26 protein-coding genes and 1 tRNA gene are annotated in these 20,471 nt (G+C 65.7%); 1 reads left to right on the top strand and 26 read right to left on the bottom strand.

Annotated elements, in window-relative coordinates:
- Positions 1-24 precede the first annotated feature (24 nt).
- From CFB89_RS01820 to CFB89_RS01790, 7 genes are all read right to left on the bottom strand, one after another.
- Positions 25-100 (bottom strand) — tRNA-Thr (locus tag CFB89_RS01820).
- Between the two features lie 18 nt (positions 101-118).
- Positions 119-640, bottom strand: coding sequence for a ClpXP protease specificity-enhancing factor (locus CFB89_RS01815; RefSeq protein WP_089466508.1), 522 nt, complete (start codon positions 638-640; stop codon positions 119-121).
- Positions 641-709: 69 nt separating this feature from the next.
- Positions 710-1,321, bottom strand: coding sequence for a glutathione S-transferase N-terminal domain-containing protein (locus CFB89_RS01810; RefSeq protein ID WP_006400565.1), 612 nt, complete (start codon positions 1,319-1,321; stop codon positions 710-712).
- A 94-nt stretch (positions 1,322-1,415) separates the two neighbouring features.
- Positions 1,416-2,174 carry a cytochrome c1 gene (locus tag CFB89_RS01805; protein WP_006477108.1) on the bottom strand — a complete coding sequence of 253 codons (759 nt, stop codon included), beginning with the start codon at positions 2,172-2,174 and terminating at the stop codon, positions 1,416-1,418.
- A 21-nt stretch (positions 2,175-2,195) separates the two neighbouring features.
- On the bottom strand, positions 2,196-3,578 hold the full coding sequence (locus tag CFB89_RS01800) for a cytochrome bc complex cytochrome b subunit (RefSeq protein ID WP_089466507.1): 1,383 nt from the start codon (positions 3,576-3,578) through the stop codon (positions 2,196-2,198).
- Positions 3,578-4,198, bottom strand: coding sequence for a ubiquinol-cytochrome c reductase iron-sulfur subunit (petA, locus tag CFB89_RS01795; protein WP_089466506.1), 621 nt, complete (start codon positions 4,196-4,198; stop codon positions 3,578-3,580). The genes CFB89_RS01800 and petA overlap by 1 nt, the downstream gene beginning before the upstream one ends.
- Before the next feature lie 218 nt (positions 4,199-4,416).
- A complete protein-coding gene (locus CFB89_RS01790) occupies positions 4,417-5,163 on the bottom strand; it encodes a Nif3-like dinuclear metal center hexameric protein (RefSeq protein ID WP_089466505.1) in 747 nt (248 codons plus the stop codon).
- Positions 5,164-5,184: 21 nt separating this feature from the next.
- On the opposite strand from CFB89_RS01790, the gene CFB89_RS01785 reads away from it, so the two are divergent.
- Positions 5,185-6,390 (top strand): Do family serine endopeptidase, encoded by a 1,206-nt coding sequence (locus CFB89_RS01785; RefSeq protein WP_089466504.1) that lies wholly within the window; start codon positions 5,185-5,187, stop codon positions 6,388-6,390.
- A gap of 197 nt (positions 6,391-6,587) precedes the next feature.
- On the opposite strand, the gene tatC is transcribed toward CFB89_RS01785, so the two are convergent.
- From tatC to CFB89_RS01690, 19 genes are all read right to left on the bottom strand, one after another.
- Positions 6,588-7,376, bottom strand: a complete 789-nt coding sequence (tatC, locus tag CFB89_RS01780; RefSeq protein WP_089466503.1) for a twin-arginine translocase subunit TatC — start codon at positions 7,374-7,376, stop codon at positions 6,588-6,590.
- Positions 7,377-7,417: 41 nt separating this feature from the next.
- Positions 7,418-7,951 carry a Sec-independent protein translocase protein TatB gene (gene tatB, locus CFB89_RS01775; RefSeq protein ID WP_089466502.1) on the bottom strand — a complete coding sequence of 178 codons (534 nt, stop codon included), beginning with the start codon at positions 7,949-7,951 and terminating at the stop codon, positions 7,418-7,420.
- A 26-nt stretch (positions 7,952-7,977) separates the two neighbouring features.
- A complete protein-coding gene (gene tatA, locus CFB89_RS01770) occupies positions 7,978-8,208 on the bottom strand; it encodes a Sec-independent protein translocase subunit TatA (protein ID WP_006477115.1) in 231 nt (76 codons plus the stop codon).
- Between the two features lie 93 nt (positions 8,209-8,301).
- Entirely contained in the window at positions 8,302-8,667 is a 366-nt protein-coding gene (locus CFB89_RS01765; protein ID WP_050013121.1) for a histidine triad nucleotide-binding protein, read from the bottom strand.
- 31 nt (positions 8,668-8,698) lie between these two features.
- Positions 8,699-9,091 carry a hypothetical protein gene (locus tag CFB89_RS01760; protein ID WP_089466501.1) on the bottom strand — a complete coding sequence of 131 codons (393 nt, stop codon included), beginning with the start codon at positions 9,089-9,091 and terminating at the stop codon, positions 8,699-8,701.
- A 69-nt stretch (positions 9,092-9,160) separates the two neighbouring features.
- Positions 9,161-9,526 carry a phosphoribosyl-ATP diphosphatase gene (locus tag CFB89_RS01755; RefSeq protein WP_011546603.1) on the bottom strand — a complete coding sequence of 122 codons (366 nt, stop codon included), beginning with the start codon at positions 9,524-9,526 and terminating at the stop codon, positions 9,161-9,163.
- On the bottom strand, positions 9,523-9,939 hold the full coding sequence (gene hisI, locus CFB89_RS01750) for a phosphoribosyl-AMP cyclohydrolase (RefSeq protein ID WP_069619436.1): 417 nt from the start codon (positions 9,937-9,939) through the stop codon (positions 9,523-9,525). Before hisI ends, CFB89_RS01755 begins: the two co-directional genes overlap by 4 nt.
- Complete coding sequence (hisF, locus tag CFB89_RS01745) at positions 9,939-10,712, bottom strand: imidazole glycerol phosphate synthase subunit HisF (protein WP_089466500.1); 774 nt, start codon at positions 10,710-10,712, stop codon at positions 9,939-9,941. Before hisF ends, hisI begins: the two co-directional genes overlap by 1 nt.
- Positions 10,713-10,818: 106 nt before the next feature.
- Positions 10,819-11,574 (bottom strand): 1-(5-phosphoribosyl)-5-[(5-phosphoribosylamino)methylideneamino]imidazole-4-carboxamide isomerase, encoded by a 756-nt coding sequence (gene hisA, locus CFB89_RS01740; RefSeq protein ID WP_006477123.1) that lies wholly within the window; start codon positions 11,572-11,574, stop codon positions 10,819-10,821.
- A gap of 164 nt (positions 11,575-11,738) precedes the next feature.
- A complete protein-coding gene (gene hisH, locus CFB89_RS01735) occupies positions 11,739-12,380 on the bottom strand; it encodes an imidazole glycerol phosphate synthase subunit HisH (RefSeq protein WP_089466499.1) in 642 nt (213 codons plus the stop codon).
- Positions 12,377-12,997, bottom strand: coding sequence for a YchE family NAAT transporter (locus CFB89_RS01730; RefSeq protein ID WP_089466498.1), 621 nt, complete (start codon positions 12,995-12,997; stop codon positions 12,377-12,379). The genes hisH and CFB89_RS01730 overlap by 4 nt, the downstream gene beginning before the upstream one ends.
- Positions 12,998-13,057: 60 nt before the next feature.
- Entirely contained in the window at positions 13,058-13,645 is a 588-nt protein-coding gene (hisB, locus tag CFB89_RS01725) for an imidazoleglycerol-phosphate dehydratase HisB (protein ID WP_006477126.1), read from the bottom strand.
- 65 nt (positions 13,646-13,710) lie between these two features.
- Positions 13,711-14,784: a histidinol-phosphate transaminase gene (hisC, locus tag CFB89_RS01720; protein WP_089466497.1), complete on the bottom strand. Its 1,074-nt coding sequence runs from the start codon at positions 14,782-14,784 to the stop codon at positions 13,711-13,713.
- 141 nt (positions 14,785-14,925) lie between these two features.
- Positions 14,926-16,242 carry a histidinol dehydrogenase gene (gene hisD, locus CFB89_RS01715; RefSeq protein WP_089466496.1) on the bottom strand — a complete coding sequence of 439 codons (1,317 nt, stop codon included), beginning with the start codon at positions 16,240-16,242 and terminating at the stop codon, positions 14,926-14,928.
- 24 nt (positions 16,243-16,266) lie between these two features.
- Entirely contained in the window at positions 16,267-16,920 is a 654-nt protein-coding gene (gene hisG / locus CFB89_RS01710; RefSeq protein WP_050013128.1) for an ATP phosphoribosyltransferase, read from the bottom strand.
- Positions 16,917-18,266 carry a UDP-N-acetylglucosamine 1-carboxyvinyltransferase gene (gene murA, locus CFB89_RS01705; protein ID WP_089466495.1) on the bottom strand — a complete coding sequence of 450 codons (1,350 nt, stop codon included), beginning with the start codon at positions 18,264-18,266 and terminating at the stop codon, positions 16,917-16,919. The genes hisG and murA overlap by 4 nt, the downstream gene beginning before the upstream one ends.
- 14 nt (positions 18,267-18,280) lie before the next feature.
- Complete coding sequence (locus tag CFB89_RS01700; protein WP_006477131.1) at positions 18,281-18,520, bottom strand: BolA family protein; 240 nt, start codon at positions 18,518-18,520, stop codon at positions 18,281-18,283.
- A gap of 55 nt (positions 18,521-18,575) precedes the next feature.
- Positions 18,576-19,397, bottom strand: coding sequence for an ABC transporter permease (locus tag CFB89_RS01695; RefSeq protein WP_256979550.1), 822 nt, complete (start codon positions 19,395-19,397; stop codon positions 18,576-18,578).
- Positions 19,394-20,320, bottom strand: coding sequence for an ABC transporter ATP-binding protein (locus tag CFB89_RS01690; RefSeq protein ID WP_089466494.1), 927 nt, complete (start codon positions 20,318-20,320; stop codon positions 19,394-19,396). The genes CFB89_RS01695 and CFB89_RS01690 overlap by 4 nt, the downstream gene beginning before the upstream one ends.
- Between the last annotated feature and the right edge of the window lie 151 nt (positions 20,321-20,471).

The following is a 20,471-nucleotide window of genomic DNA, read 5'->3' as shown; positions in this document are numbered from 1 at the left end:
CGGGTACTACTTGAAACTAGTGTTTGGTGCCGGCTGCAGGACTCGAACCCGCCACCTGATGATTACAAATCAACTGCTCTACCAGATGAGCTAAGCCGGCGTAGCGCGAGATTCTACCTCATTTCACGATCTTGAGGCGAGGTCTGCTGCTGCCTTTCGAGCCGTCGCCGTCGGTTTTCGGCGGTTCGTCGGCGCCTTCGGACGGTTCCTCGTTCGCGCCGCTGTCGGCGACGGGCGCCAACGGCGATACGGACTCGTCACGCTGCGCGTCATCAGCTTGCACGGCATCATCGTCGAACGCGCCCGAATCCTCGCCCTCGCCTGCGACCGCATCGACCTGGAACGCCATGCCCTGCCCGTTCTCGCGCGCATAGATCGCGAGCACGTTGGCAACCGGAATCTCGATCTTGTGCGCCTTCCCGGAGAACCGGGCCGTGAACTCGATCCACTCGTTACCCATCTGCAACTGGCTCGTCGCCTCGAAGCTGATGTTGAGCACGATCTCGCCGTCACGCACGAACTGACGCGGCACGCGCGTCGAGTTGTCGACCCTCACCGCGATATGCGGCGTGTAACCGTTATCGGTGCACCACTCGTACAACGCGCGCAGCAGATAAGGCTTCGTTGAAATCTCTTGCATCACAATCCTCGAACCCGGAGCGGGTGCGCGGCACGCCGCCACCCGCTCCGTCATGCCTTCATTGCAACATTAACGACGCATGACCTTTTCGGACGGCGTCAGTGCTTCGATGTAGGCCGGACGGCTGAAGATCCGTTCGGCGTACTTCATCAGCGGCGCGGCGTTCTTCGACAGCTCGATGCCGTAGTGATCCAGGCGCCACAGCAGCGGTGCGATCGCGACGTCGAGCATCGAGAACTCTTCGCCGAGCATGTACTTGTTCTTCACGAAGATCGGCGCGAGCTGCGTCAGGCGATCGCGGATCGCGAGGCGGGCCTTCTCGTGATTCTTCTCCGCCGCCTTGCCCTTCTCGTTCTCGAGCGTGCTGACGTGGACGAACAGTTCCTTCTCGAAGTTGAGCAGGAACAGGCGCGCACGGGCGCGCTGCACCGGATCGGCCGGCATCAGTTGCGGATGCGGGAAGCGCTCGTCGATGTACTCGTTGATGATGTTCGATTCGTACAGGATCAGGTCGCGCTCGACCAGGATCGGCACCTGACCGTACGGGTTCATCACCGAAATGTCTTCCGGCTTGTTGAACAGGTCGACGTCGCGGATTTCGAAGTCCATGCCCTTCTCGAACAGCACCAGCCGGCAACGCTGGGAGAACGGGCAAGTTGTGCCGGAATACAGAACCATCATATTTGCGTTTCCTCAAAAAAGCCGAGGGCCGGCACGCGGCGAAACCCCTTTCACGGGTTCCGCCTTGCGCCGGCCCCACGCCGGTCAGGCGTGTTTACTTGATATCTTTCCAGTACGCGGCATTCAGCCGCCAGGCCAGGAAAGTCAGGACACCGAGAAAGATCAGCACCCACACGCCGAGGCGTTTGCGGGTCTGCTGGGCCGGCTCGGACATCCATGTCATATAGGCCACCAGGTCGGCCACCGCAGCATCGTAGTCGGGCGACGACAGCGTGCCCGGCGTGACCTGCTGGAAGCCGACGAGCACGTGAGCCTTCTCGCCCGTCTCCTCGTCCGTCTTGTCTTCGAATTTGGCAACGCGCTGCCCCTGCAGTTGCCACAACACATGGGGCATGCCGACGTTCTCGAACACCGCGTTGTTCCAGCCGGTCGGCCGCGTATCGTCGCGGTAAAAGCTCCGCAGATACGTGTACAGCCAGTCGCGGCCGCGCGCCCGCTCCTCGACCGACAGGTCGGGCGGCGTGGTGCCGAGCCAGTTCTTCGCGTCGTCGGGCCGCATCGCGACGGACATCGTGTTCCCGACCTTGTCGGTCGTGAACAGGAGATTCGTTTCGATCTCCTTCTGGGATATGCCCAGATCCGTCAGACGGTTGTAGCGCATCAGGTTCGCGCTGTGGCAGTTCAGGCAATAGTTTACAAACAATTGCGCGCCGTGCTGAAGCGAAACGAGATTTTCCGTGTTATCGGGCGCCCGGTCGAGCGGAAAATTACCTTCCGCCCGCACGGCCGGCGCCGCCAGCAGCGCACAGGCGGTCGCCCCGATCAGCGCGAGTGTCGAAAGCAGTTTCTTCATGTCGTTCTCTCCTCGCTCACGTTAATGGGGCTTGAAGCGCACCCGTTCCGGCGGCTGCTTGAACGTGCCAAGCGGCGTCCAGACGGGCATGCCGAGGAAGAACGCGAAGTAGATCAACGCGCAGAACTGCGCAATCAGCGTCGCCGCCGGCGAGGGCGGCCGCGTGCCGAGGAACGCAAGGGTCAGGAACGCCGCGACGAAGATCCCGAGGAACACCTTGTGGAACAGCGGCCGGTAGCGGATCGACTTCACCGGGCTGCGGTCGAGCCAGGGCAGAAAGAACAGCGTGATCACCGCCGAGCCCATCACGACGACGCCCCAGAACTTCGACTCCGTCAGATACATGAACACGACGATCGCGGCGGCCAGCACCGGCAGCCCGATCTTCCACTTGCCGCGCGCGCGGATCAGCGCGAGCACGCCGAGCAGCGCGATCACGATCATCAGCACGATCTTGAACGGGTCGGTGGTCGCGCGCAGCATCGCGTAGAACGCGGTGAAGTACCAGACCGGCGCGATCTCGGGCGGCGTCTGCAGCGGGTTCGCCGGGACGAAGTTGTTCGCCTCGAGGAAGTAGCCGCCCATCTCCGGCGAGAAGAACACGATCAGCGCGAACACCATCAGGAACACGCACACGCCGAGGAAATCGTGCACCGAGTAGTACGGGTGGAACGGGATGCCGTCGAGCGGGATGCCGTTCTCGTCCTTCTTCGCCTTGATTTCGATGCCGTCCGGGTTGTTCGACCCGACTTCGTGCAGCGCGACCAGGTGCGCGACGACGAGGCCGACCAGCACGAGCGGGATCGCGATCACGTGGAAGGCGAAGAAGCGGTTCAGCGTGACGTCGGACACGACGTAGTCGCCGCGAATCCACAGCGACAGGTCCGGGCCGACGAACGGGATCGCCGAGAACAGGTTCACGATCACCTGCGCGCCCCAGAACGACATCTGGCCCCATGGCAGCAGATAGCCGAAGAACGCCTCGGCCATCAGGCACAGGAAGATCGCGCAGCCGAAGATCCAGACGAGCTCGCGCGGCTTGCGGTACGACCCGTACAGCAGCCCGCGGAACATATGCAGGTAGACGACCACGAAGAACATCGATGCACCGGTCGAGTGCATGTAGCGGATCAGCCAGCCCCACGGCACCTCGCGCATGATGTACTCGACCGACGCGAACGCGAGCGTCGAGTCGGGCTTGTAGTTCATCGTCAGGAAGATGCCCGTGACGATCTGGTTGACGAGCACCAGCAGCGCGAGGGAGCCGAAGAAGTACCAGAAGTTGAAGTTCTTCGGCGCGTAGTACTCGGATACGTGCTTCTTCCAGGTGGAGGTGAGCGGGAAGCGCTGGTCGATCCAGCCGGTGAAACCTGTCGTGGAGACTTCCTTGTTGTCGGCGGCCATCACGCTTCTCCTTTCTCGTCCTTGCCGATCACGAGGGTCGTCGCCGACGTGAACATGTAGGGCGGGATGTCGAGATTCTGAGGCGCCGGCTTGTTCTTGAACACGCGGCCGGCGAGGTCGTAGGTCGAACCGTGGCATGGGCACAGGAAACCGCCCGGCCAGTCGTCCGGCAGGTTCGGCTGCGGACCCGGCGTGAAGCGTTGGCTGGGCGTGCAGCCGAGATGCGTACACACGGCCATCACGACGAGAATGTTCTTGCGATCGGCCCGCGACCGATATTCGTTCGCGCAATACGCGGGCAACGGCATCGAATACGGGGATTTCGTGGTCGGATCGGCCACTTCCTTGTCGGCCTTGACCACGTCGGACAGCATCGCATCGGTGCGATTCAGGATCCAGACGGGTTTGCCGCGCCACGGCACGGTGACCATTTCGCCGGGCTTCAGGCCGCTGATATCGACCTCGACCGGTGCACCGGCCGCTTTCGCTTTCGCGGACGGCGCAAGCGACGCCGCGAAAGGTATGACGGTGGCGACGCCTCCTACGCCACCTGCTACGGATGTCGCAATCAGCCAGGTACGGCGGCCGCTGTCGACGCGTTTCTCTTCCTTGTCTCGCATCACACGCCCCACTTCTGAGTTGGATTTTCCGTCACGACTTTCCATTCCGCCGCTAGTTTGCGCGAATGGAGTCGCCATTTACAAGGCCCGGAGATGAAAATCCCTTCGAAGTGTTTGATAGTTAAGGGTTATCCCCCACTATCGGAGCGATTAAATCATTTCGCTTTTAAGTGGATGCTACATAGAGAAATTTCGATGCGCCGCCGCAAATCCGTGGCTCAGACCGGATTATGAATATCGATAAAAAGGTGTTCGAGATCGAATTCCTCGGACAAGTGGCGCCCCAGCGCCTGGATTCCGTAGCGCTCGGTCGCATGGTGCCCCGCCGCAACGAAGGCGACACCGCTCTCGGCCGCCGCGTGCGTGGTCGACTCGGACACCTCGCCGGTCAGGAACACGTCGGCGCCGGCATCGATCGCCGCGTCGAAATAGCTCTGCGCGGCACCCGTGCACCACGCGATGCGGCGCAGCTGCGTGTCGGGATCGCCGAGCACGAGCGGCGTGCGGCCCAGCGTGCGCTCGACCTTCGCGACGAAGTGCTCGAGCGTGACGGGCATCGGCAGCGTCGCCATCCAGCCGAGATCGCCTTCGCCGAAACGCTGCTCGCCGATCAGGCCCAGCTTTTCGCCGAGCTGCGCGTTGTTGCCGAACTGGGGATGCGCGTCGAGCGGCAGGTGAAACGCGAACAGGTTCAGGTCGTTCGCGAGCAGCAGCTTCAGCCGCTGATACTTGCGGCCGGTGATCTGCGGCGCCTCGTTGCGCCAGAAATAGCCGTGATGGACGAGCACGGCATCCGCCCCCCATTCGAGCGCGGCTTCGAGGAACGCGACCGACGCCGTCACGCCGGTGGCGATCTTCTCGATCTTGCGGCGCCCTTCGACCTGGAGGCCGTTCGGGCAATAGTCCTTGAAGCGCGCGGTTTCAAGGGTATTGTTCAAGTACAATTCGAGTTCGATCCGATCCATATAAACCTCTAATCCATTCAGATGCTTAGACGCTTCTGGCTGTTCTTCGCGCAGGCGGTGACCGTACTGCTCGCGCTGATGTTCATCGTCGTGACGCTCAAGCCGCAATGGCTGCAACGGCAAGGACAGCTCGGCAAGCAGCTCGCCACGCCGATCGTCGCGCTGCGCGAAGTCGCGCCCGGTATCGGCGGCGCACCGGCGACCACGTCGTATGCCGAAGCCGCGCAGAAGGCGATGCCGGCCGTCGTCAACGTGTTCTCCAGCAAGGACGGCTCGCTGCCGCCCGACCCGCGCGCGAAGGATCCGCTGTTCCGTTACTTCTTCGGCGACCGCAACGCCCGCAAGCAGCAGGACGAGCCGGCCGCCAACCTCGGCTCGGGCGTTATCGTGAGCCCTGAAGGTTACATTCTAACGAACCAGCACGTCGTCGACGGCGCCGACCAGATCGAAGTCGCGCTCGCCGACGGCCGCACGAGCACCGCGAAAGTGATCGGCAGCGATCCCGAAACCGATCTCGCGGTGCTGAAGATCAACATGACGAACCTGCCGACGATCACGCTCGGCCGCTCCGACCAGTCGCGCGTCGGCGACGTCGTGCTCGCGATCGGCAACCCGTTCGGCGTCGGCCAGACGGTCACGATGGGGATCATCAGCGCGCTCGGCCGCAACCACCTCGGCATCAACACGTTCGAGAACTTCATCCAGACCGACGCGCCGATCAACCCCGGCAACTCCGGCGGCGCGCTGGTCGACGTGAACGGCAACCTGCTCGGCATCAACACGGCGATTTACTCGCGCTCGGGCGGCTCGCTCGGCATCGGTTTCGCGATTCCGGTCTCGACCGCGCGCACGGTGCTCGAAAGCATCATCACGTCGGGGTCGGTCACGCGCGGCTGGATCGGCGTCGAGCCGCAGGACGTCACGCCGGAGATCGCCGAGTCGTTCGGGCTCCAGCAGAAATCGGGCGCGATCGTCGCGGGCGTGCTGCAGGGCGGCCCGGCCGACAAGGCCGGCATCAAGCCGGGCGACATCCTGGTGAGCGTCAACGGCGACGAAATCACCGACACGACCAAGCTGCTGAACACCGTCGCGCAGATCAAGCCGGGCACGCCGACCAAGGTGCACGTCGTACGCAAGGGCAAGCAATTCGACTTGAACGTCGTGATCGGCAAGCGCCCGCCGCCGCCGAAACAGACGCTCGACGAGCAGGACGGCGATAGCGAATGAGGTTCAGCGGGCGGCGCACCGCCTGCCGGTCATGACGCGACGCGGAAACGGAAAAGGGCAGCCGGGGCTGCCCTTTTGCTTTGCTTCAAACGACGACCGGTGCCGGAAGGTCGCTTCGCGATGCGCTGGCTGGCGGCCCAGCGCGGTGCCGGGCCCTTCGGCCGGGCCGGAAAGCCGCCCCGGCGCCGCGCCCGCCGTCAACTCGCGGCTTCGCCGTTGCCCGCCTCGCCCTCTTCTACCGGCTTCTTCGGCACGAAGAACCGCGCGGCCAGGAGCCCGATCTCGAACAGCACGATCAGCGGCAGCGCGAGCATCAGTTGCGAGAACACGTCCGGCGGGGTCACGACCGCCGCGACCACGAATGCGCCGACGATCACGTACGGCCGCATCTCCTTCAGCTTCTTCAGGGACAGCACGCCCATCCGGACGAGCAGCACGACGACGATCGGCACCTCGAACGTGACCCCGAACGCGATGAACATCCCCAGCACGAAGCTCAGGTAGTTGTCGATGTCGGTGGTCATCTCGGCACCGAGCGGCGCGTTGTAGTGCGCCATCACGCGGAAGATCGTCGGGAACACGAGGAAGTACGCGAACGCCATCCCGCACAGGAACAGCACGTAGCTGCTGCCGACGAGCGGCGTGACGAGCTTCTTCTCGTGCTGGTACAGCCCCGGCGCGACGAACGCCCAGATCTGGTACAGCACGACCGGCAGCGCGATCACGAGCGCGACGAGCATCGTGACCTTCATCGGCACGAAGAACGACCCGGTGACGTCGGTGACGATCATCTTGCCGTCTTTCGGCAGGTTCTCCATCAACGGCCGCGCGAGCAGCCTGAAGATGTCCGGCGCCCAGTAGACGAGCCCGACGAACACGACGACCACGGCCAGCCCCGCGCGAATGATGCGATCGCGAAGCTCGACGAGATGGGAAATGAAGGTTTCTTCCGGGGCGTCGCCCGGGTTCTGCTGGGGGTCGCTCACACCGGCCCTCGGTAGGATTGACGAGCGAGCATGCGCTCGGCTCAGAAGAAGCGCGTCGGCCGGCGCAGGCTGGCCGGCTGGTGGCGCGCGACACGCGCGGCGCCCGACTGCACGTGCGTGCGGCGGGTGGTCGCGCGCTTGTACCAGACAGGCGTCGCCGCCTGCTTGACGCGCCAGTTGCGACGCTTCGGCGCAAGCGCGGCCGTGCTGCCGCCACGCCACGACGGCGCCGCGGGCGTGTCGCTACCGTACGTGCCGGCATCGACCGAGCCTTCGTCGACACCGACGACCGCGGAATGCCACGTGTCGTTCAGTGCCTTCTCGTGCTCGCGCAGGTTGTCGTGAATCGTCGTCTCGACATTGCGCGCGGCCGATTCGAAATCGGTCTTCATCGTCCGCAGCGCGTCGAGTTCGATTTCGCGCGAGACCTCGGCCTTCACGTCGTTGATGTACCGCTGCGCGCGGCCGAACAGCGCGCCCGCCGTACGCGCGACGCGCGGCAGGCGCTCGGGGCCGAGCACCACGAGCGCGACGACGCCGATCAGCGCCATCTTCGAAAGACCGAGATCCAGCATCGCGAATGCCTGTCAGCGTGCCGGCGTTACGCCTTGTTCGAATCGGAACGCGTCGTTTCCTTCGCGTTGACGTCGACCGCGCCCGAGCGCGGCAGTTGCTGCGCATCGGCCGGCGTCTCGCCTTCCTTCATGCCGTCCTTGAAACCCTTCACGGCGCTGCCGAGGTCGTTGCCGATGTTGCGCAGCTTCTTCGTACCGAAAACCAGCGCGACGATCAGCAGCACGATCAGCCAGTGCCAAATGCTCAATCCACCCATGATGAAACCTCTCCTCAACCACGCCGCGGTGCGGCGTAAATCGCCGGCGACGCGCCGGCTTCGACTATCGATGCGGGGAAACGCCCCGCTGCGTCAACCCATCCGCTGCCACGGGCGCGGGCCGGCCAGGATATGCGCGTGCAGGTGGTAGACCTCCTGCCCGCCGCCCGGGCCCGTGTTGATCACCGTGCGAAAACCGGTTTCGCCGCCCGTATACGCGACGCCGAGCTGGTCGGCCAGACGCGCGACGAGCAACATCAGCCGGCCGAGCATCGGCGCATCGGCGTCGACCGCCGCGGACAGCGTCGGCAGGTGCCGGCGCGGAATCACGAGCACGTGCGTGTCGGCCGCCGGGCGGATGTCGCGGAACGCGACGAATTCGTCGTCCTCGTGCACCTTCGTGCTCGGGATCTCGCCTGCCGCGATCTTGCAGAACAGGCAATTCGGATCGTGACTCATGTTGCTCCTGCAAACGCCCGCGTGCCGCCGGTCAGAACCACGCCTGCGGATCGAGCGTCTTGTTGTCGTTCAGGTACAGCCAACCCTTGATGATACGGTACAGCGTCCAAATCCACGTGACAAACATGATCACGAATCCCACCACCACGAACATCAGCGCGAACCCGATCACGTAAGCGATCAGCGCGCGCCAGAACGTGCGGATCTGCCACTCGAAGTGATCGGCGTACGGCGTGCCGGCCACGTCGCCGCGCTTCACGTAGTTGATGATGATCGCGATGATGCCCGTGACGCCGCCCGTCAGCCAGTGAATCGCATAGAGGCCGTACAGCACGTGGGTCAGCGTGCGCAAACCGTTCAGGCGTTCGGCATCCGCGGCCCCCGCCACCGCCGGCGTCGGAAACTGATTCGACGTATCGTTCATGATGCTACCCCCGTTAGATGACAATTCTTACAGCTTACCGCACTGTTGCCACCGCGGCGGGCCTGTTCGTCATCCGCCGTTTTCCTCGCGCTCGCGGCGCTTGCGCAGCGCTTTTTCCTCGATGCCCGACAAGCCTTCGCGGCGCTCGAGTTCGGCGATCACGTCCGCCGGGCTCAGGTCGAAATGCGACAGCATCACGAGGCAGTGGAACCACAGGTCGGCCACCTCGCCGACGAGCGCGCTCGGCGCGCCGCCCTGGCGCACGTCCTTCGCGGCCAGCACGACTTCCGTCGCCTCTTCGCCGATCTTCTTCAGCACCGCGTCGTCGCCCTTGTGGAACAGGCGCGATACGTACGATTGATCAGGATCGCCGCCCTTGCGGCTGTCGATCACGGCCGCGAGGCGCAGCAGCGTGTCTTCGGTCGATTGCGTCATTTGTAGATGTGTTCGGGGTCTTTCAGCACCGGCTCGACCGCGACCCAGTCGCCGCTGTCCACCGTACCTTCGAATTTCTGGAAGAAGCACGAATGCCGGCCGGTGTGGCACGCGATGCCCGACACCTGCTCGACCTTCAGCAGCACGACGTCCTCGTCGCAGTCGAGCCGCACCTCGTGCACGTGCTGCACGTGGCCCGACTCCTCGCCCTTGAACCATAGGCGCTTGCGCGAACGCGAATAGTAGACCGCGCGCTGCGTCTCGATCGTCTTGGCAAGCGCCTCGCGGTTCATCCACGCGAACATCAGCACGTCGTTCGTCGACGCTTCCTGCGCGATTACCGGCACGAGGCCGTTGTCGTCCCAGCGGACCTTGTCGAGCCACGCGGGCACGGATTTCGTTTCGGTATTCATCACAGCCTCACCGCGATGCCCTGGTCGGCCATGAAGCGCTTCGCCTCGCCGACCGTGTGCTCGCCGTAGTGGAAGATGCTCGCGGCCAGCACCGCGTCGGCGCGGCCGTCCTTGATGCCGTCCGCGAGATCCTGCAAGCAGCCGACGCCGCCCGATGCGATCACCGGCACCGGCACCGCGTCCGACACGCCGCGCGTGAGCGCGAGGTCGAAGCCCGATTTCGTGCCGTCGCGGTCCATGCTCGTGAGCAGGATCTCGCCCGCGCCGAGCTCGGCCATCTTGCGCGCCCATTCGATCGCGTCGAGGCCCGTGTTCTTGCGGCCGCCGTGCGTGAACACTTCCCAGCGCGGCGTCTCGCCGTCGGCCGACACGCGCTTCGCGTCGATCGCGACGACGATGCACTGCGAGCCGTACTTGTCGGCCGCGTCGCGCACGAGCTGCGGGTTCGCGACCGCCGACGAATTCATGCTGACCTTGTCCGCGCCCGCGTTCAGCAGGCGCCGCACGTCCTCGACGGCGCGCACGCCGCCGCCGACGGTCAGCGGAATGAAGACCTGCGACGCGACGGCTTCGATGATCGGCAGGATCAGGTCGCGCTGGTCGGACGTCGCGGTGATGTCGAGGAAGGTCAGTTCGTCGGCACCCTGGTCGTCGTAGCGGCGGGCGATTTCGACCGGGTCGCCGGCGTCGCGCAGCTCGACGAAATTGACGCCCTTGACGACACGCCCGGCGGTCACGTCCAGGCAGGGGATGATGCGTTTAGCTAGAGCCATGATGTTGCGCCAAATGCCGCGCTGGGACGGCCGGTTGCGGAAGCCTCGCGCGAGGCTTCCGGTCGGGGCCGCCCGCGGGCAGCCCCGGCGAACGGGACGATCGCGGTTACGCGTTGTCGAGTTCGCCGTTCAGTTCGTCCGCGCGCTTTTGCGCGGCCGCGAAATCGAGATCGCCGGAATAGATCGCCCGGCCGCAGATCACGCCTTCGACGCCGTGCTCTTCCACTTCGCACAGGCTCTCGATGTCCGTGAGGTTCGACAGGCCGCCCGACGCGATCACCGGGATGCCGACCGCCTGCGCGAGCTTCACGGTCGCGTCGATGTTGATGCCCTGCAGCATCCCGTCGCGGCCGATGTCCGTATAGACGATCGATTCGACGCCGTAGTCCTCGAACTTCTTCGCGAGATCGATCACCTCGTGGCCGGTCAGCTTGCTCCAGCCGTCGGTCGCGACCTTGCCGTCCTTCGCGTCCAGCCCGACGATGATGCTGCCGGAAAACGCGGTGCACGCGTCCTGCAGGAAGCCCGGGTTCTTCACGGCCGCCGTGCCGATGATCACGTAGGACAGGCCAGCGTCGAGATACTTCTCGATCGTCTCGAGGCTGCGGATGCCGCCGCCGAGCTGGACGGGGATTTCGTCGCCGACTTCGTCGAGGATCGCTTCGATCGCCTCGAGGTTCTTCGGCTTGCCGGCGAATGCGCCGTTCAGGTCGACGAGATGGAGCCGCCGGGCCCCGAGATCGACCCATTTGCGGGCCATCGCCGCCGGGTCCTCGGAGAAAATCGTGGCCTGGTCCATATCGCCCTGTTTGAGGCGCACACACTGACCGTCTTTGAGGTCGATGGCCGGAATCAGCAACATAGCAATCGGGTGTCGTCGTGGAAAATGAAAAGAATCAGGCGCGTACCGGCCAAACCGGTGCCGCGCCGTCTCGCTAGTTTAGTACAACTCTTTCGGTGCTTAAGCTTGTGCGCCATGCGTGACAGGCCGTTCGGCCAGGTCGACTGTGGCTGGCGCACCACGTTTTACGGCTTCCAGTGTACGAAGTTGCGATACAGACGCAACCCGACCTCCGCGCTTTTCTCCGGATGGAATTGGGTCGCGAAGATGTTGTCCCGCGCGACCGCGGACGTAAACGGCGCGCCGTAAGCCGTTTCGCCGACCGTGTGCGCCGGGTTGTCCGGGCTCACGTAATAGCTGTGCACGAAGTAGAAATACGCGTCGTCGGGCACGCCGTCCCACAGCGGGTGCGGCCGCGCCTGGCGTACGCGGTTCCAGCCCATCTGCGGCACCTTGAAGCGCGAGCCGTCGTCCTGCACGCGGCCGTCGAGCTCGAAGCGCACGACCTTGCCAGGCAACAGGCCGAGGCCCTTCGTATCGCCTTCCGCGCTCCAGTCGAACAGCATCTGCTCGCCGACGCACACGCCGAGCAGCGGCTTCGTGCGCGACGCCTCGATCACGGCCTCCTGCAGGCCCGATTCGCCGAGGCAGCGCATGCAGTCGGGCATCGCGCCCTGGCCGGGCAGCACGACGCGATCGGCCGCGCGAATCGCGGCCGGCGTGTCGATGATCGCCACGTCGGCGGCCGGTTCGGCCTTCTTGAGCGCCTGCGCGACCGAGCGCAGGTTGCCCATCCCATAATCCACAATCGCAATCGAAGTTTTCATCTCAGTGCAGGCAGTAGCGCCCTCAGTCCATTGACGATGAATTCCACCGCCAGCGCCGACAGCATCAGACCCATCAGCCGCGTGGCGATGTTGATGCCCGTGCGGCCGATCCAGGTCGCGATCGGCTCGGCGAGCCGCATCGCGACGAAACACAGAAAAGCCAGGACCGCGCCGATCGCGACCAGCCCGGCCCATTCATACCAGTGATGCGCGTTCGCCGCATAGATGATCACCGTGCTGATCGAGCCGGGGCCCGTGAGCAGCGGAATCGCCAGCGGCACGACCGCGATGTTGTCCTTCAGCTCGGCTTCGTGGCGCTCCTCCGGCGTCGATCGCGTGTTGCCGATCTGCGCGTTCAGCATGTTGATCGCCATCAGCAGCATGATGATCCCGCCGCCCACTTCGAGCGACCCGACCGAAATGCCGAAGAAGTTGATGATCTGCTGCCCGAGCAGCGCGGTCACCGTCATCACGCAGAACACCGACACCGATGCGATCCGGATCGTGCGCCGCCGCTCGTCGTCCGTCTGCTGCGCCGTCAGGCTCAGGAAGAACGGCACCGCGCCGACCGGATTGATCAGCGCGAGCAGCGAAATGAACGATTTGAGCAGATCCATCGCAAGCCGGCGCCGCGCGCCGAAGCCGTGAGGTTGTCCTTGACGTCGTCCGTTCGGAAGTTAGAGGCTGCCTTTCGTCGACGGAATCTGCCCCGCCGCGCGCTCGTCGAGCTCCACCGCCGCGCGCAGCGCGCGGCCGAAGGCCTTGAACACCGTCTCGAGCTGATGGTGCGCGTTGATCCCGCGCAGGTTGTCGATGTGCAGCGTGACGCCCGCGTGGTTCACGAACCCGCGGAAGAATTCGATCGACAGGTCCACGTCGAACGTGCCGATCCGCGCGCGCGTGAACGGCACGTGGAATTCGAGGCCCGGCCGGCCGGAGAAGTCGATCACGACGCGCGACAGCGCTTCGTCGAGCGGCACGTACGAATGGCCGTAGCGGCGGATGCCCTTGCGGTCGCCGATCGCCTTCGCGACGGCCTGACCGAGCGTGATGCCGACATCCTCGACCGTGTGGTGATCGTCGATATGCGTGTCGCCGTGCGCTTCGACCTCGAGATCGACCAGACCGTGTCGCGCGATCTGGTCGAGCATATGGTCGAGAAACGGCACGCCGGTGGCCAGCTTCTGCTGGCCGGTGCCGTCGAGATCGAGCTTCACACGGATCTGCGTTTCGCTGGTATTGCGAACGACTTCCGCCACACGCATGGCAATTCCTTGATTGAGTCTGATGTAAATGGGGATTGATCGTCGCGCGCCGCCGCGCCCTGGGCTCAACCGGGCAGCGCGAGTTTCAAGGCGGCCAGCAGGCGGGCGTTTTCGTCGGGAGAACCGACGGTCAGCCGCACGCATTCGGCCAGTAACGGATGCATTTTACTCACGTTTTTGACCAGCACCCGCTCGGTGAGCAGCGCATCGAACACGGCGGCGGCGTCCGGCACGCGCACCAGCAGGAAATTGCCGGCGCTCGGGAACACCGTCGCGCCCGGCAGCGCGGCCACCGCCTGCGCGAGGCGCGCGCGTTCCGCACGCAATTCGGCCGCCTGCGCATCGAGCACGTCGAGGTGATCGAGCAGAAAATCGGCGGTCGCCTGGGTCAGCACGTTGATGTTGTACGGCGGGCGCACCTTGTCGAATTCGTTCAGCCACGCGGGCGTGCCGACGAGATAGCCGAGGCGGATGCCCGCGAGGCCGAGCTTCGACACCGTGCGCATCACGACGACGTTGTCGAACTCGCCGGCGCGCGGCAGCCACGAACGCTCGGCGAACGGCTGGTACGCCTCGTCGATCACGATCAGGCTGTGCCGCGCGGCCGCGACGATGCGCTCGACGTCGGCGTCGTCGTACAGCGTGCCGGTCGGGTTGTTCGGATACGCGAGATAGACGATCGCCGGCTGGTGCTCGGCGATCGCCGCGAGCAGTGCGTCGGCGTCGAGCGTCAGGTCCGCCTTGAGCGGCACGCCGACGAACTCGAGCTGCGCGAACTTCGCCGAGAGCTCGTACATCACGAAGCCCGGCACCGGCGCGAGCACTTTCGCGCCCGGCTTCGCGCACGCGACCGAGATCATGCTGATGATTTCGTCGGAACCGTTGCCGAGCAGCACGTCGCAGCCGGCCGGCACGCGCATCGCGTGGCGCAGCTTGTCGAGCAGCGCGGCCGGGCGCGGCGCCGGGTAGCGGTTCAGCGCGACCTGCGCGAGTCGCTCGCCGAGCGCCGCGGCGAGCGGCGCCGGCAGCGAATACGGGTTCTCCATCGCGTCGAGCTTCACGAACCCGCTCGCGTCGGGAACCGGATAGCTCGTCATCGCGAGCACGTCGCGGCGGATGATGTCTTGTGGCGTCGTCATGATCTCAAGCCGGCGTGCGTCGCGCCGGCGTCAAATGGTCGACAAGGCGGCGGCTGCCGCCCTGCGCTCGTCCCCCTGCCCCGATCCGGGGCGGCCGGCGCCGGCGCCTCGGCGCCCGTCCGGCCCGCGCGCCCTGCGCGGTCAGCCCTTCATCCGGAACTCGGCGCTCCTTGCATGCGCCTGCAGCCCTTCGCCGTAGGCGAGCTCGGACGCGATCTCGCCGAGCGTCTGCGCGCCTTCCGCGCTGACCTCGATCAGACTCGAGCGCTTGATGAAGTCGTACACGCCGAGCGGCGACGAGAAGCGCGCGGTGCGCGACGTCGGCAGCACGTGGTTCGGGCCCGCGCAGTAGTCGCCGAGGCTCTCGCTCGTGTAGCGGCCGAGGAAGATCGCGCCCGCGTGGCGGATCTGCTGGCCCCATTGCTGCGGCTCGAGCGCCGAGATTTCGAGGTGTTCCGGCGCGATGTCGTTCGCGATCCGGCACGCCTCGGCCATGTCGCGCACCTTGATCAGCGCGCCGCGGCCTTCGAGCGACGCGCGGATCACGTCCTGGCGCGGCATCGTCGGCAGCAGTTCGCCGATCGCCTTCTCGACGCGATCGAGGAACGCGCCGTCCGGGCACAGCAGGATCGACTGCGCGAGTTCGTCGTGCTCGGCCTGCGAGAACAGGTCCATCGCGACCCAGTTCGGATCGGTCGTGCCGTCGCACAGCACGAGGATTTCCGACGGCCCGGCGATCATGTCGATGCCGACCGTGCCGAACACGCGGCGCTTCGCCGACGCGACGTACGCGTTGCCGGGGCCGCAGATCTTGTCGACGGCCGGCACCGTGGCCGTACCGTACGCGAGCGCGCCGACCGCCTGCGCACCGCCGATCGTGAACACGCGATCGACGCCGCCGAGCAGCGCCGCGGCGAGCACGAGGTCGTTCTTCACACCGTCCGGCGTCGGCACGACCATCACGATCTCGCCGACCCCCGCGACGCGCGCGGGAATCGCGTTCATCAGCACCGACGACGGATACGCGGCCTTGCCGCCCGGCACGTACAGGCCGACGCGATCGAGCGGCGTGACCTTCTGGCCGAGCACCGTGCCGTCGCTTTCCGTGTACTGCCAGCTATGCGTGCCGCACTCGATCTTCTGCTTCTCGTGGTATGCGCGCACGCGCGCCGCGGCCGCTTCCAGCGCCGCGCGCGCCTTCGGCGCGAGGCCGTCGAGCGCGGTCTGCAGCGCGTCCTGCGGCAGTTCGAGCGCGGCGACGCTGTTCGCGCTCAGCCGGTCGAAGCGGTTCGTGTACTCGAGCACCGCGGCGTCGCCGCGCGACTTCACGTCGGCGAGGATCTTCGCGACCGATTGCTCGATCGCTTCGTCTTCGCTCGCCTCGAACGCGAGCACGGCGCGCAGCGCGGCGCCGAAGCCTTCGTTCGTCGAATCGAGCTTGCGGATGGTGATGGCCATGGGAGTTCCGTTACGGTGATGCGCTCAACCGCCATTCTGCGACGCGCGTTCGAACGCGTCGAGGATCGGCTTGAGCGCCGCGCGCTTCAGCTTGAGCGCGGCCTGGTTCACGACGAGGCGCGACGAGATCGCCATGATCTCCTCGACCTCGACCAGATTGTTCGCCTTCAGCGTGCCGCCCGAGCTGACGAGGTCGACGATCGCGTCGGCCAGCCCGACCAGCGGCGCGAGCTCCATCGAGCCGTACAGCTTGATCAGGTCGACGTGCACGCCCTTCGCGGCAAAGTGTTCGCGCGCCGTTTCGACGTATTTCGTCGCGACCCGCAGGCGCGCGCCCTGGCGCACCGCGTTCGCGTAGTCGAAACCGGCGGACACGGCCACCGACATCCGGCAGCGCGCAATGTTCAGATCGATCGGCTGGTACAGGCCCGAGCCGCCGTGCTCGACCAGCACGTCCTTGCCGGCCACGCCGAAATCGGCCGCGCCGTATTCGACGTAGGTCGGCACGTCGCTCGCGCGCACGATGATCACGCGCAGGTTCGGATCGGTCGTCGGCAGGATCAGCTTGCGCGACGTCTCCGGATCCTCGGCCACCTGCACGCCGGCGGCGGCCAGCAGCGGCAGGGTTTCCTCGAAAATCCGGCCCTTCGACAGGGCGAGGGTCAGCGGCGCGGTCATGCTTGGCTCCCGGAGAGGCGGCGCACGTTCGCGCCGACGGCGGTCAGTTTGGTTTCCATGCGGTCGTAACCGCGGTCCAGGTGATAGATGCGATCGACGAGCGTTTCGCCGTCCGCGCGCAGCCCGGCGATCACGAGGCTCGCCGACGCACGCAGGTCGGTCGCCATCACGTTCGCGCCGGACAGCTTGTCGACGCCGGTCACGAGCGCCGTGTTGCCGTCGATCGTGATGTTCGCGCCGAGGCGGTTCAACTCCTGCACATGCATGAAGCGATTCTCGAAAATGGTTTCGACGACCTGCGCCGTGCCCGTCGCGACCGTATTGAGGGCCATGAACTGCGCCTGCATGTCGGTCGGGAACGCCGGGTATTCCGACGTGCGGATCGTCACCGCCGACGGGCGGCGGTCCATCTTCACGCGCAGCCAGCTGTCGCCTTCCTCGATCGACACGCCGGCTTCGCGCAGCTTGTCGATCACCGCGTCGAGGATGTGCGGACGCACGCCCGTCAGCATCACGTCGCCGCCGGCCGCCGCGACCGCGCACAGGAACGTGCCGGCCTCGATACGGTCGGGGATCACCGAATGACGCGCGCCGTGCAGCCGCTCGACGCCCTGGATCACCAGGCGATCGGTGCCGATGCCGTCGATTTTCGCGCCCATCGCGACCAGCAAGTGTGCGAGATCGCTCACTTCCGGCTCGCGCGCGGCGTTTTCGATCACCGTCTCGCCGTCGGCGAGCGTCGCGGCCATCAGCAGGTTTTCGGTGCCCGTCACCGTGATCATGTCGGTCACGATGCGCGCGCCCTTCAGGCGCTTCGCGCGCGCTTCGATGAAGCCGTGCTCGATGCTGATCTCGGCGCCCATCGCCTGCAGGCCCTTGATGTGCTGATCGACCGGCCGCGCGCCGATCGCGCAGCCGCCCGGCAGCGACACCTTCGCCTCGCCGAAGCGCGCGAGCAGCGGCCCGAGCACGAGGATCGACGCGCGCATCGTCTTCACGAGCTCGTACGGCGCGACGAGGTTGTCGACGCGCGACGCGTCGAGCTGCACGCGGCAGCCGTCGGTCTCGCTCTTCACGCCCATCTGGTTCAGCACCTTCAGCGTGGTGCGCACGTCCTTCAGGTTCGGCACGTTGTCGAGCTCGACCGGCTCGGCGCTGAGCAGCCCCGCGCACAGGATCGGCAGCGCGGCGTTCTTCGCGCCCGACACGACGATCTCGCCCGACAGGCGCTTGCCGCCTTCGATCACGAGCTTGTCCATCCCCTGTCCCTGCGATTCCCCGTTGGCGGCCGGGTGTGCCGTGGCGACGCTCTGGACGGCGTCGCGCTCGTTGACGGTGACTTGCACTCAGTGATTTCCGTTTATGCGTTCTGCCATTCGGCGGGCGTCAGCGTCTTCATGCTGAGCGCGTGAATTTCCTGCTTCATGCGATCGCCGAGCGCCGCATAGACGAGCTGGTGCCGCTGGATCGGCCGCTTGCCTTCGAAGGCCGCCGACACGATCGTCGCGAAGAAATGCTGGCCGTCGCCTTCGACTTCCAGATGCGTGCAGGCGAGACCGCCGGCGATGTATTGCTTGACCTGTTCGGGAGTCGGCAACATGGTGTAAGGCTCCTGTCGGCGCGCGCCGCCCGGGGGCGGCCGCGGCCTGTCGATATCAATGACGCAGTTTGTAGCCGGTCGCGAGCAGCCGCATCGCGATCAGCGCGAGCAGCACGAAGAAACCGGTGACGATCGCGAGGCTCGCGAACGGGTTGATGTCGGACGCGCCGAAGAACCCGAAACGGAAGCCGTCGATCATGTAGAAAAACGGGTTGAGACGCGACACTTCGCGCCACACGGGCGGCAGCGAGTGCGTCGAATAGAACACGCCGGACAGGAACGTGAGCGGCATGATCAGGAAGTTCTGGAACGCGGCGAGCTGGTCGAACTTCTCGGCCCAGATCCCGGCGATCAGGCCGAGCGTGCCGAGGATCGCCGAGCCGAGCAGCGCGAACGCCATGATGAACAACGGCGCCGCGAAGTGCATCGGGATAAACCAGATCGTCACGACGAACACGCCGGTGCCGACCGCGAGCCCGCGAACGACGGACGCGAGCACGTACGCGCCGAAGATGTCGCGGTACGACAGCGGCGGCAGCAGCATGAACACGAGGTTGCCGGTGATCTTCGACTGGATCAGCGACGACGAGCTGTTCGCGAACGCGTTCTGCAGCACGCTCATCATCACGAGGCCCGGCACGAGAAAGCTCACGTACTCGACGCCCGGATACACCTCGACGCGGCCCGACAGCGCATGGCCGAAGATCGTCAGATAGAGCAGCGCGGTGACGATCGGCGCGAGCACCGTCTGAAACGACACCTTCCAGAAACGCAGCAGTTCCTTGTAGAACAGCGTTCGAAACCCGCTTCCCGGCACGCGCCGGGCCGCCCCTTCGAGCGACAGCGAACGCAGTTCGCGTGGAGAGTGTTGATTCATGCCAGACCCTCGATCACCTCGGCCCCGTTCATTATCTGGACGAACACATCCTCGAGGTCGGCCTTGCGGACCTCGATCTCGTCGAACGTGCAGCCGGCCGCGCGGCATTGCGCGAGGATGCGTTCGACTTCGTCATAGCTCGCGAGGCGCAGCAGGTGCTCGCCCGGCGCGCGCGCGGCCGGGTCGGTCTCCAGCCCGCGCAGCTCGGCCGGCAGCGCGCCGGTCGCGAACCGCAGGTACAGCTGCAGGCCCGCGAAGCGGCGCAGCAGCGCGTCGGTGCGGTCGAGCGCGACGACTTCGCCGCGGCGCAGCATCGCGATGCGGTCGCACAGCGACTCGGCTTCCTCGAGGTAATGGGTGGTCAGCACGATCGTGTGACCCTCGCGGTTCAGGCGCGAGATGAACTTCCACAGCGTCTGACGCAATTCGACGTCGACGCCGGCGGTCGGCTCGTCGAGCACGATCACCGGCGGCCGGTGCACGAGCGCCTGCGCGACGAGCACGCGGCGCTTCATCCCGCCCGACAGCGCGCGCATGTTCGCGTCGGCTTTCTCGGTCAGATCGAGATTGGCCATCACTTCGTCGATCCAGTCGTCGTTGCGGCGCAGCCCGAAATAGCCGGACTGGATCCGCAGCGTCTCGCGGACGGTGAAGAACGGGTCGAAAACGAGTTCCTGCGGCACGACGCCGAGCGCGCGCCGCGCGTTGCGGAAGTCCTGGACGACGTCGTGACCGCGCACCGAGATACTGCCTTCGTCGGCCCGGGCGAGCCCGGCGAGGATACTGATGAGCGTGGTCTTGCCTGCGCCGTTGGGGCCGAGCAGACCGAAAAACTCGCCTTCCTCGACCGACAGGCTGACGCCCTTGAGCGCCTGAAGCGACTTGTAGCGCTTCTTGACGTGACGGATTTCTATGGCTGACATGACTGTGCGCGACGCCAGGGCCGCGACGCCTATTCTGTGCTTGCTGCGAAAGAAAATGGGGGCCGGACGCCGATTGGCTGCCCCGCAAAACGCTTGATTATAGGGCAAACCGGCAGGGGGAGCCGGCGCCGACGGCGCGCGGCCCGAAGCG

It is taken from the genome of Burkholderia sp. AU16741 (assembly GCF_002223345.1).
Taxonomy (GTDB): Bacteria; Pseudomonadota; Gammaproteobacteria; order Burkholderiales; family Burkholderiaceae; genus Burkholderia; species Burkholderia sola.
This window is presented reverse-complemented; position numbering and strand designations above follow the sequence as displayed.

Coding starts and splice junctions, on each gene's coding strand:
- CFB89_RS01815 (WP_089466508.1), bottom strand. CDS start 640: ATGCAAGAGATTTCAACGAAGCCTTATCTGCTGCGCGCGTTGTACGAG.
- CFB89_RS01810 (WP_006400565.1), bottom strand. CDS start 1,321: ATGATGGTTCTGTATTCCGGCACAACTTGCCCGTTCTCCCAGCGTTGC.
- CFB89_RS01805 (WP_006477108.1), bottom strand. CDS start 2,174: ATGAAGAAACTGCTTTCGACACTCGCGCTGATCGGGGCGACCGCCTGT.
- CFB89_RS01800 (WP_089466507.1), bottom strand. CDS start 3,578: ATGGCCGCCGACAACAAGGAAGTCTCCACGACAGGTTTCACCGGCTGG.
- petA (WP_089466506.1), bottom strand. CDS start 4,198: ATGCGAGACAAGGAAGAGAAACGCGTCGACAGCGGCCGCCGTACCTGG.
- CFB89_RS01790 (WP_089466505.1), bottom strand. CDS start 5,163: ATGGATCGGATCGAACTCGAATTGTACTTGAACAATACCCTTGAAACC.
- CFB89_RS01785 (WP_089466504.1), top strand. CDS start 5,185: ATGCTTAGACGCTTCTGGCTGTTCTTCGCGCAGGCGGTGACCGTACTG.
- tatB (WP_089466502.1), bottom strand. CDS start 7,951: ATGCTGGATCTCGGTCTTTCGAAGATGGCGCTGATCGGCGTCGTCGCG.
- tatA (WP_006477115.1), bottom strand. CDS start 8,208: ATGGGTGGATTGAGCATTTGGCACTGGCTGATCGTGCTGCTGATCGTC.
- CFB89_RS01765 (WP_050013121.1), bottom strand. CDS start 8,667: ATGAGTCACGATCCGAATTGCCTGTTCTGCAAGATCGCGGCAGGCGAG.
- CFB89_RS01760 (WP_089466501.1), bottom strand. CDS start 9,091: ATGAACGATACGTCGAATCAGTTTCCGACGCCGGCGGTGGCGGGGGCC.
- CFB89_RS01755 (WP_011546603.1), bottom strand. CDS start 9,526: ATGACGCAATCGACCGAAGACACGCTGCTGCGCCTCGCGGCCGTGATC.
- hisI (WP_069619436.1), bottom strand. CDS start 9,939: ATGAATACCGAAACGAAATCCGTGCCCGCGTGGCTCGACAAGGTCCGC.
- hisF (WP_089466500.1), bottom strand. CDS start 10,712: ATGGCTCTAGCTAAACGCATCATCCCCTGCCTGGACGTGACCGCCGGG.
- hisA (WP_006477123.1), bottom strand. CDS start 11,574: ATGTTGCTGATTCCGGCCATCGACCTCAAAGACGGTCAGTGTGTGCGC.
- hisH (WP_089466499.1), bottom strand. CDS start 12,380: ATGAAAACTTCGATTGCGATTGTGGATTATGGGATGGGCAACCTGCGC.
- CFB89_RS01730 (WP_089466498.1), bottom strand. CDS start 12,997: ATGGATCTGCTCAAATCGTTCATTTCGCTGCTCGCGCTGATCAATCCG.
- hisB (WP_006477126.1), bottom strand. CDS start 13,645: ATGCGTGTGGCGGAAGTCGTTCGCAATACCAGCGAAACGCAGATCCGT.
- hisC (WP_089466497.1), bottom strand. CDS start 14,784: ATGACGACGCCACAAGACATCATCCGCCGCGACGTGCTCGCGATGACG.
- hisD (WP_089466496.1), bottom strand. CDS start 16,242: ATGGCCATCACCATCCGCAAGCTCGATTCGACGAACGAAGGCTTCGGC.
- hisG (WP_050013128.1), bottom strand. CDS start 16,920: ATGACCGCGCCGCTGACCCTCGCCCTGTCGAAGGGCCGGATTTTCGAG.
- CFB89_RS01700 (WP_006477131.1), bottom strand. CDS start 18,520: ATGTTGCCGACTCCCGAACAGGTCAAGCAATACATCGCCGGCGGTCTC.
- CFB89_RS01695 (WP_256979550.1), bottom strand. CDS start 19,397: ATGAATCAACACTCTCCACGCGAACTGCGTTCGCTGTCGCTCGAAGGG.
- CFB89_RS01690 (WP_089466494.1), bottom strand. CDS start 20,320: ATGTCAGCCATAGAAATCCGTCACGTCAAGAAGCGCTACAAGTCGCTT.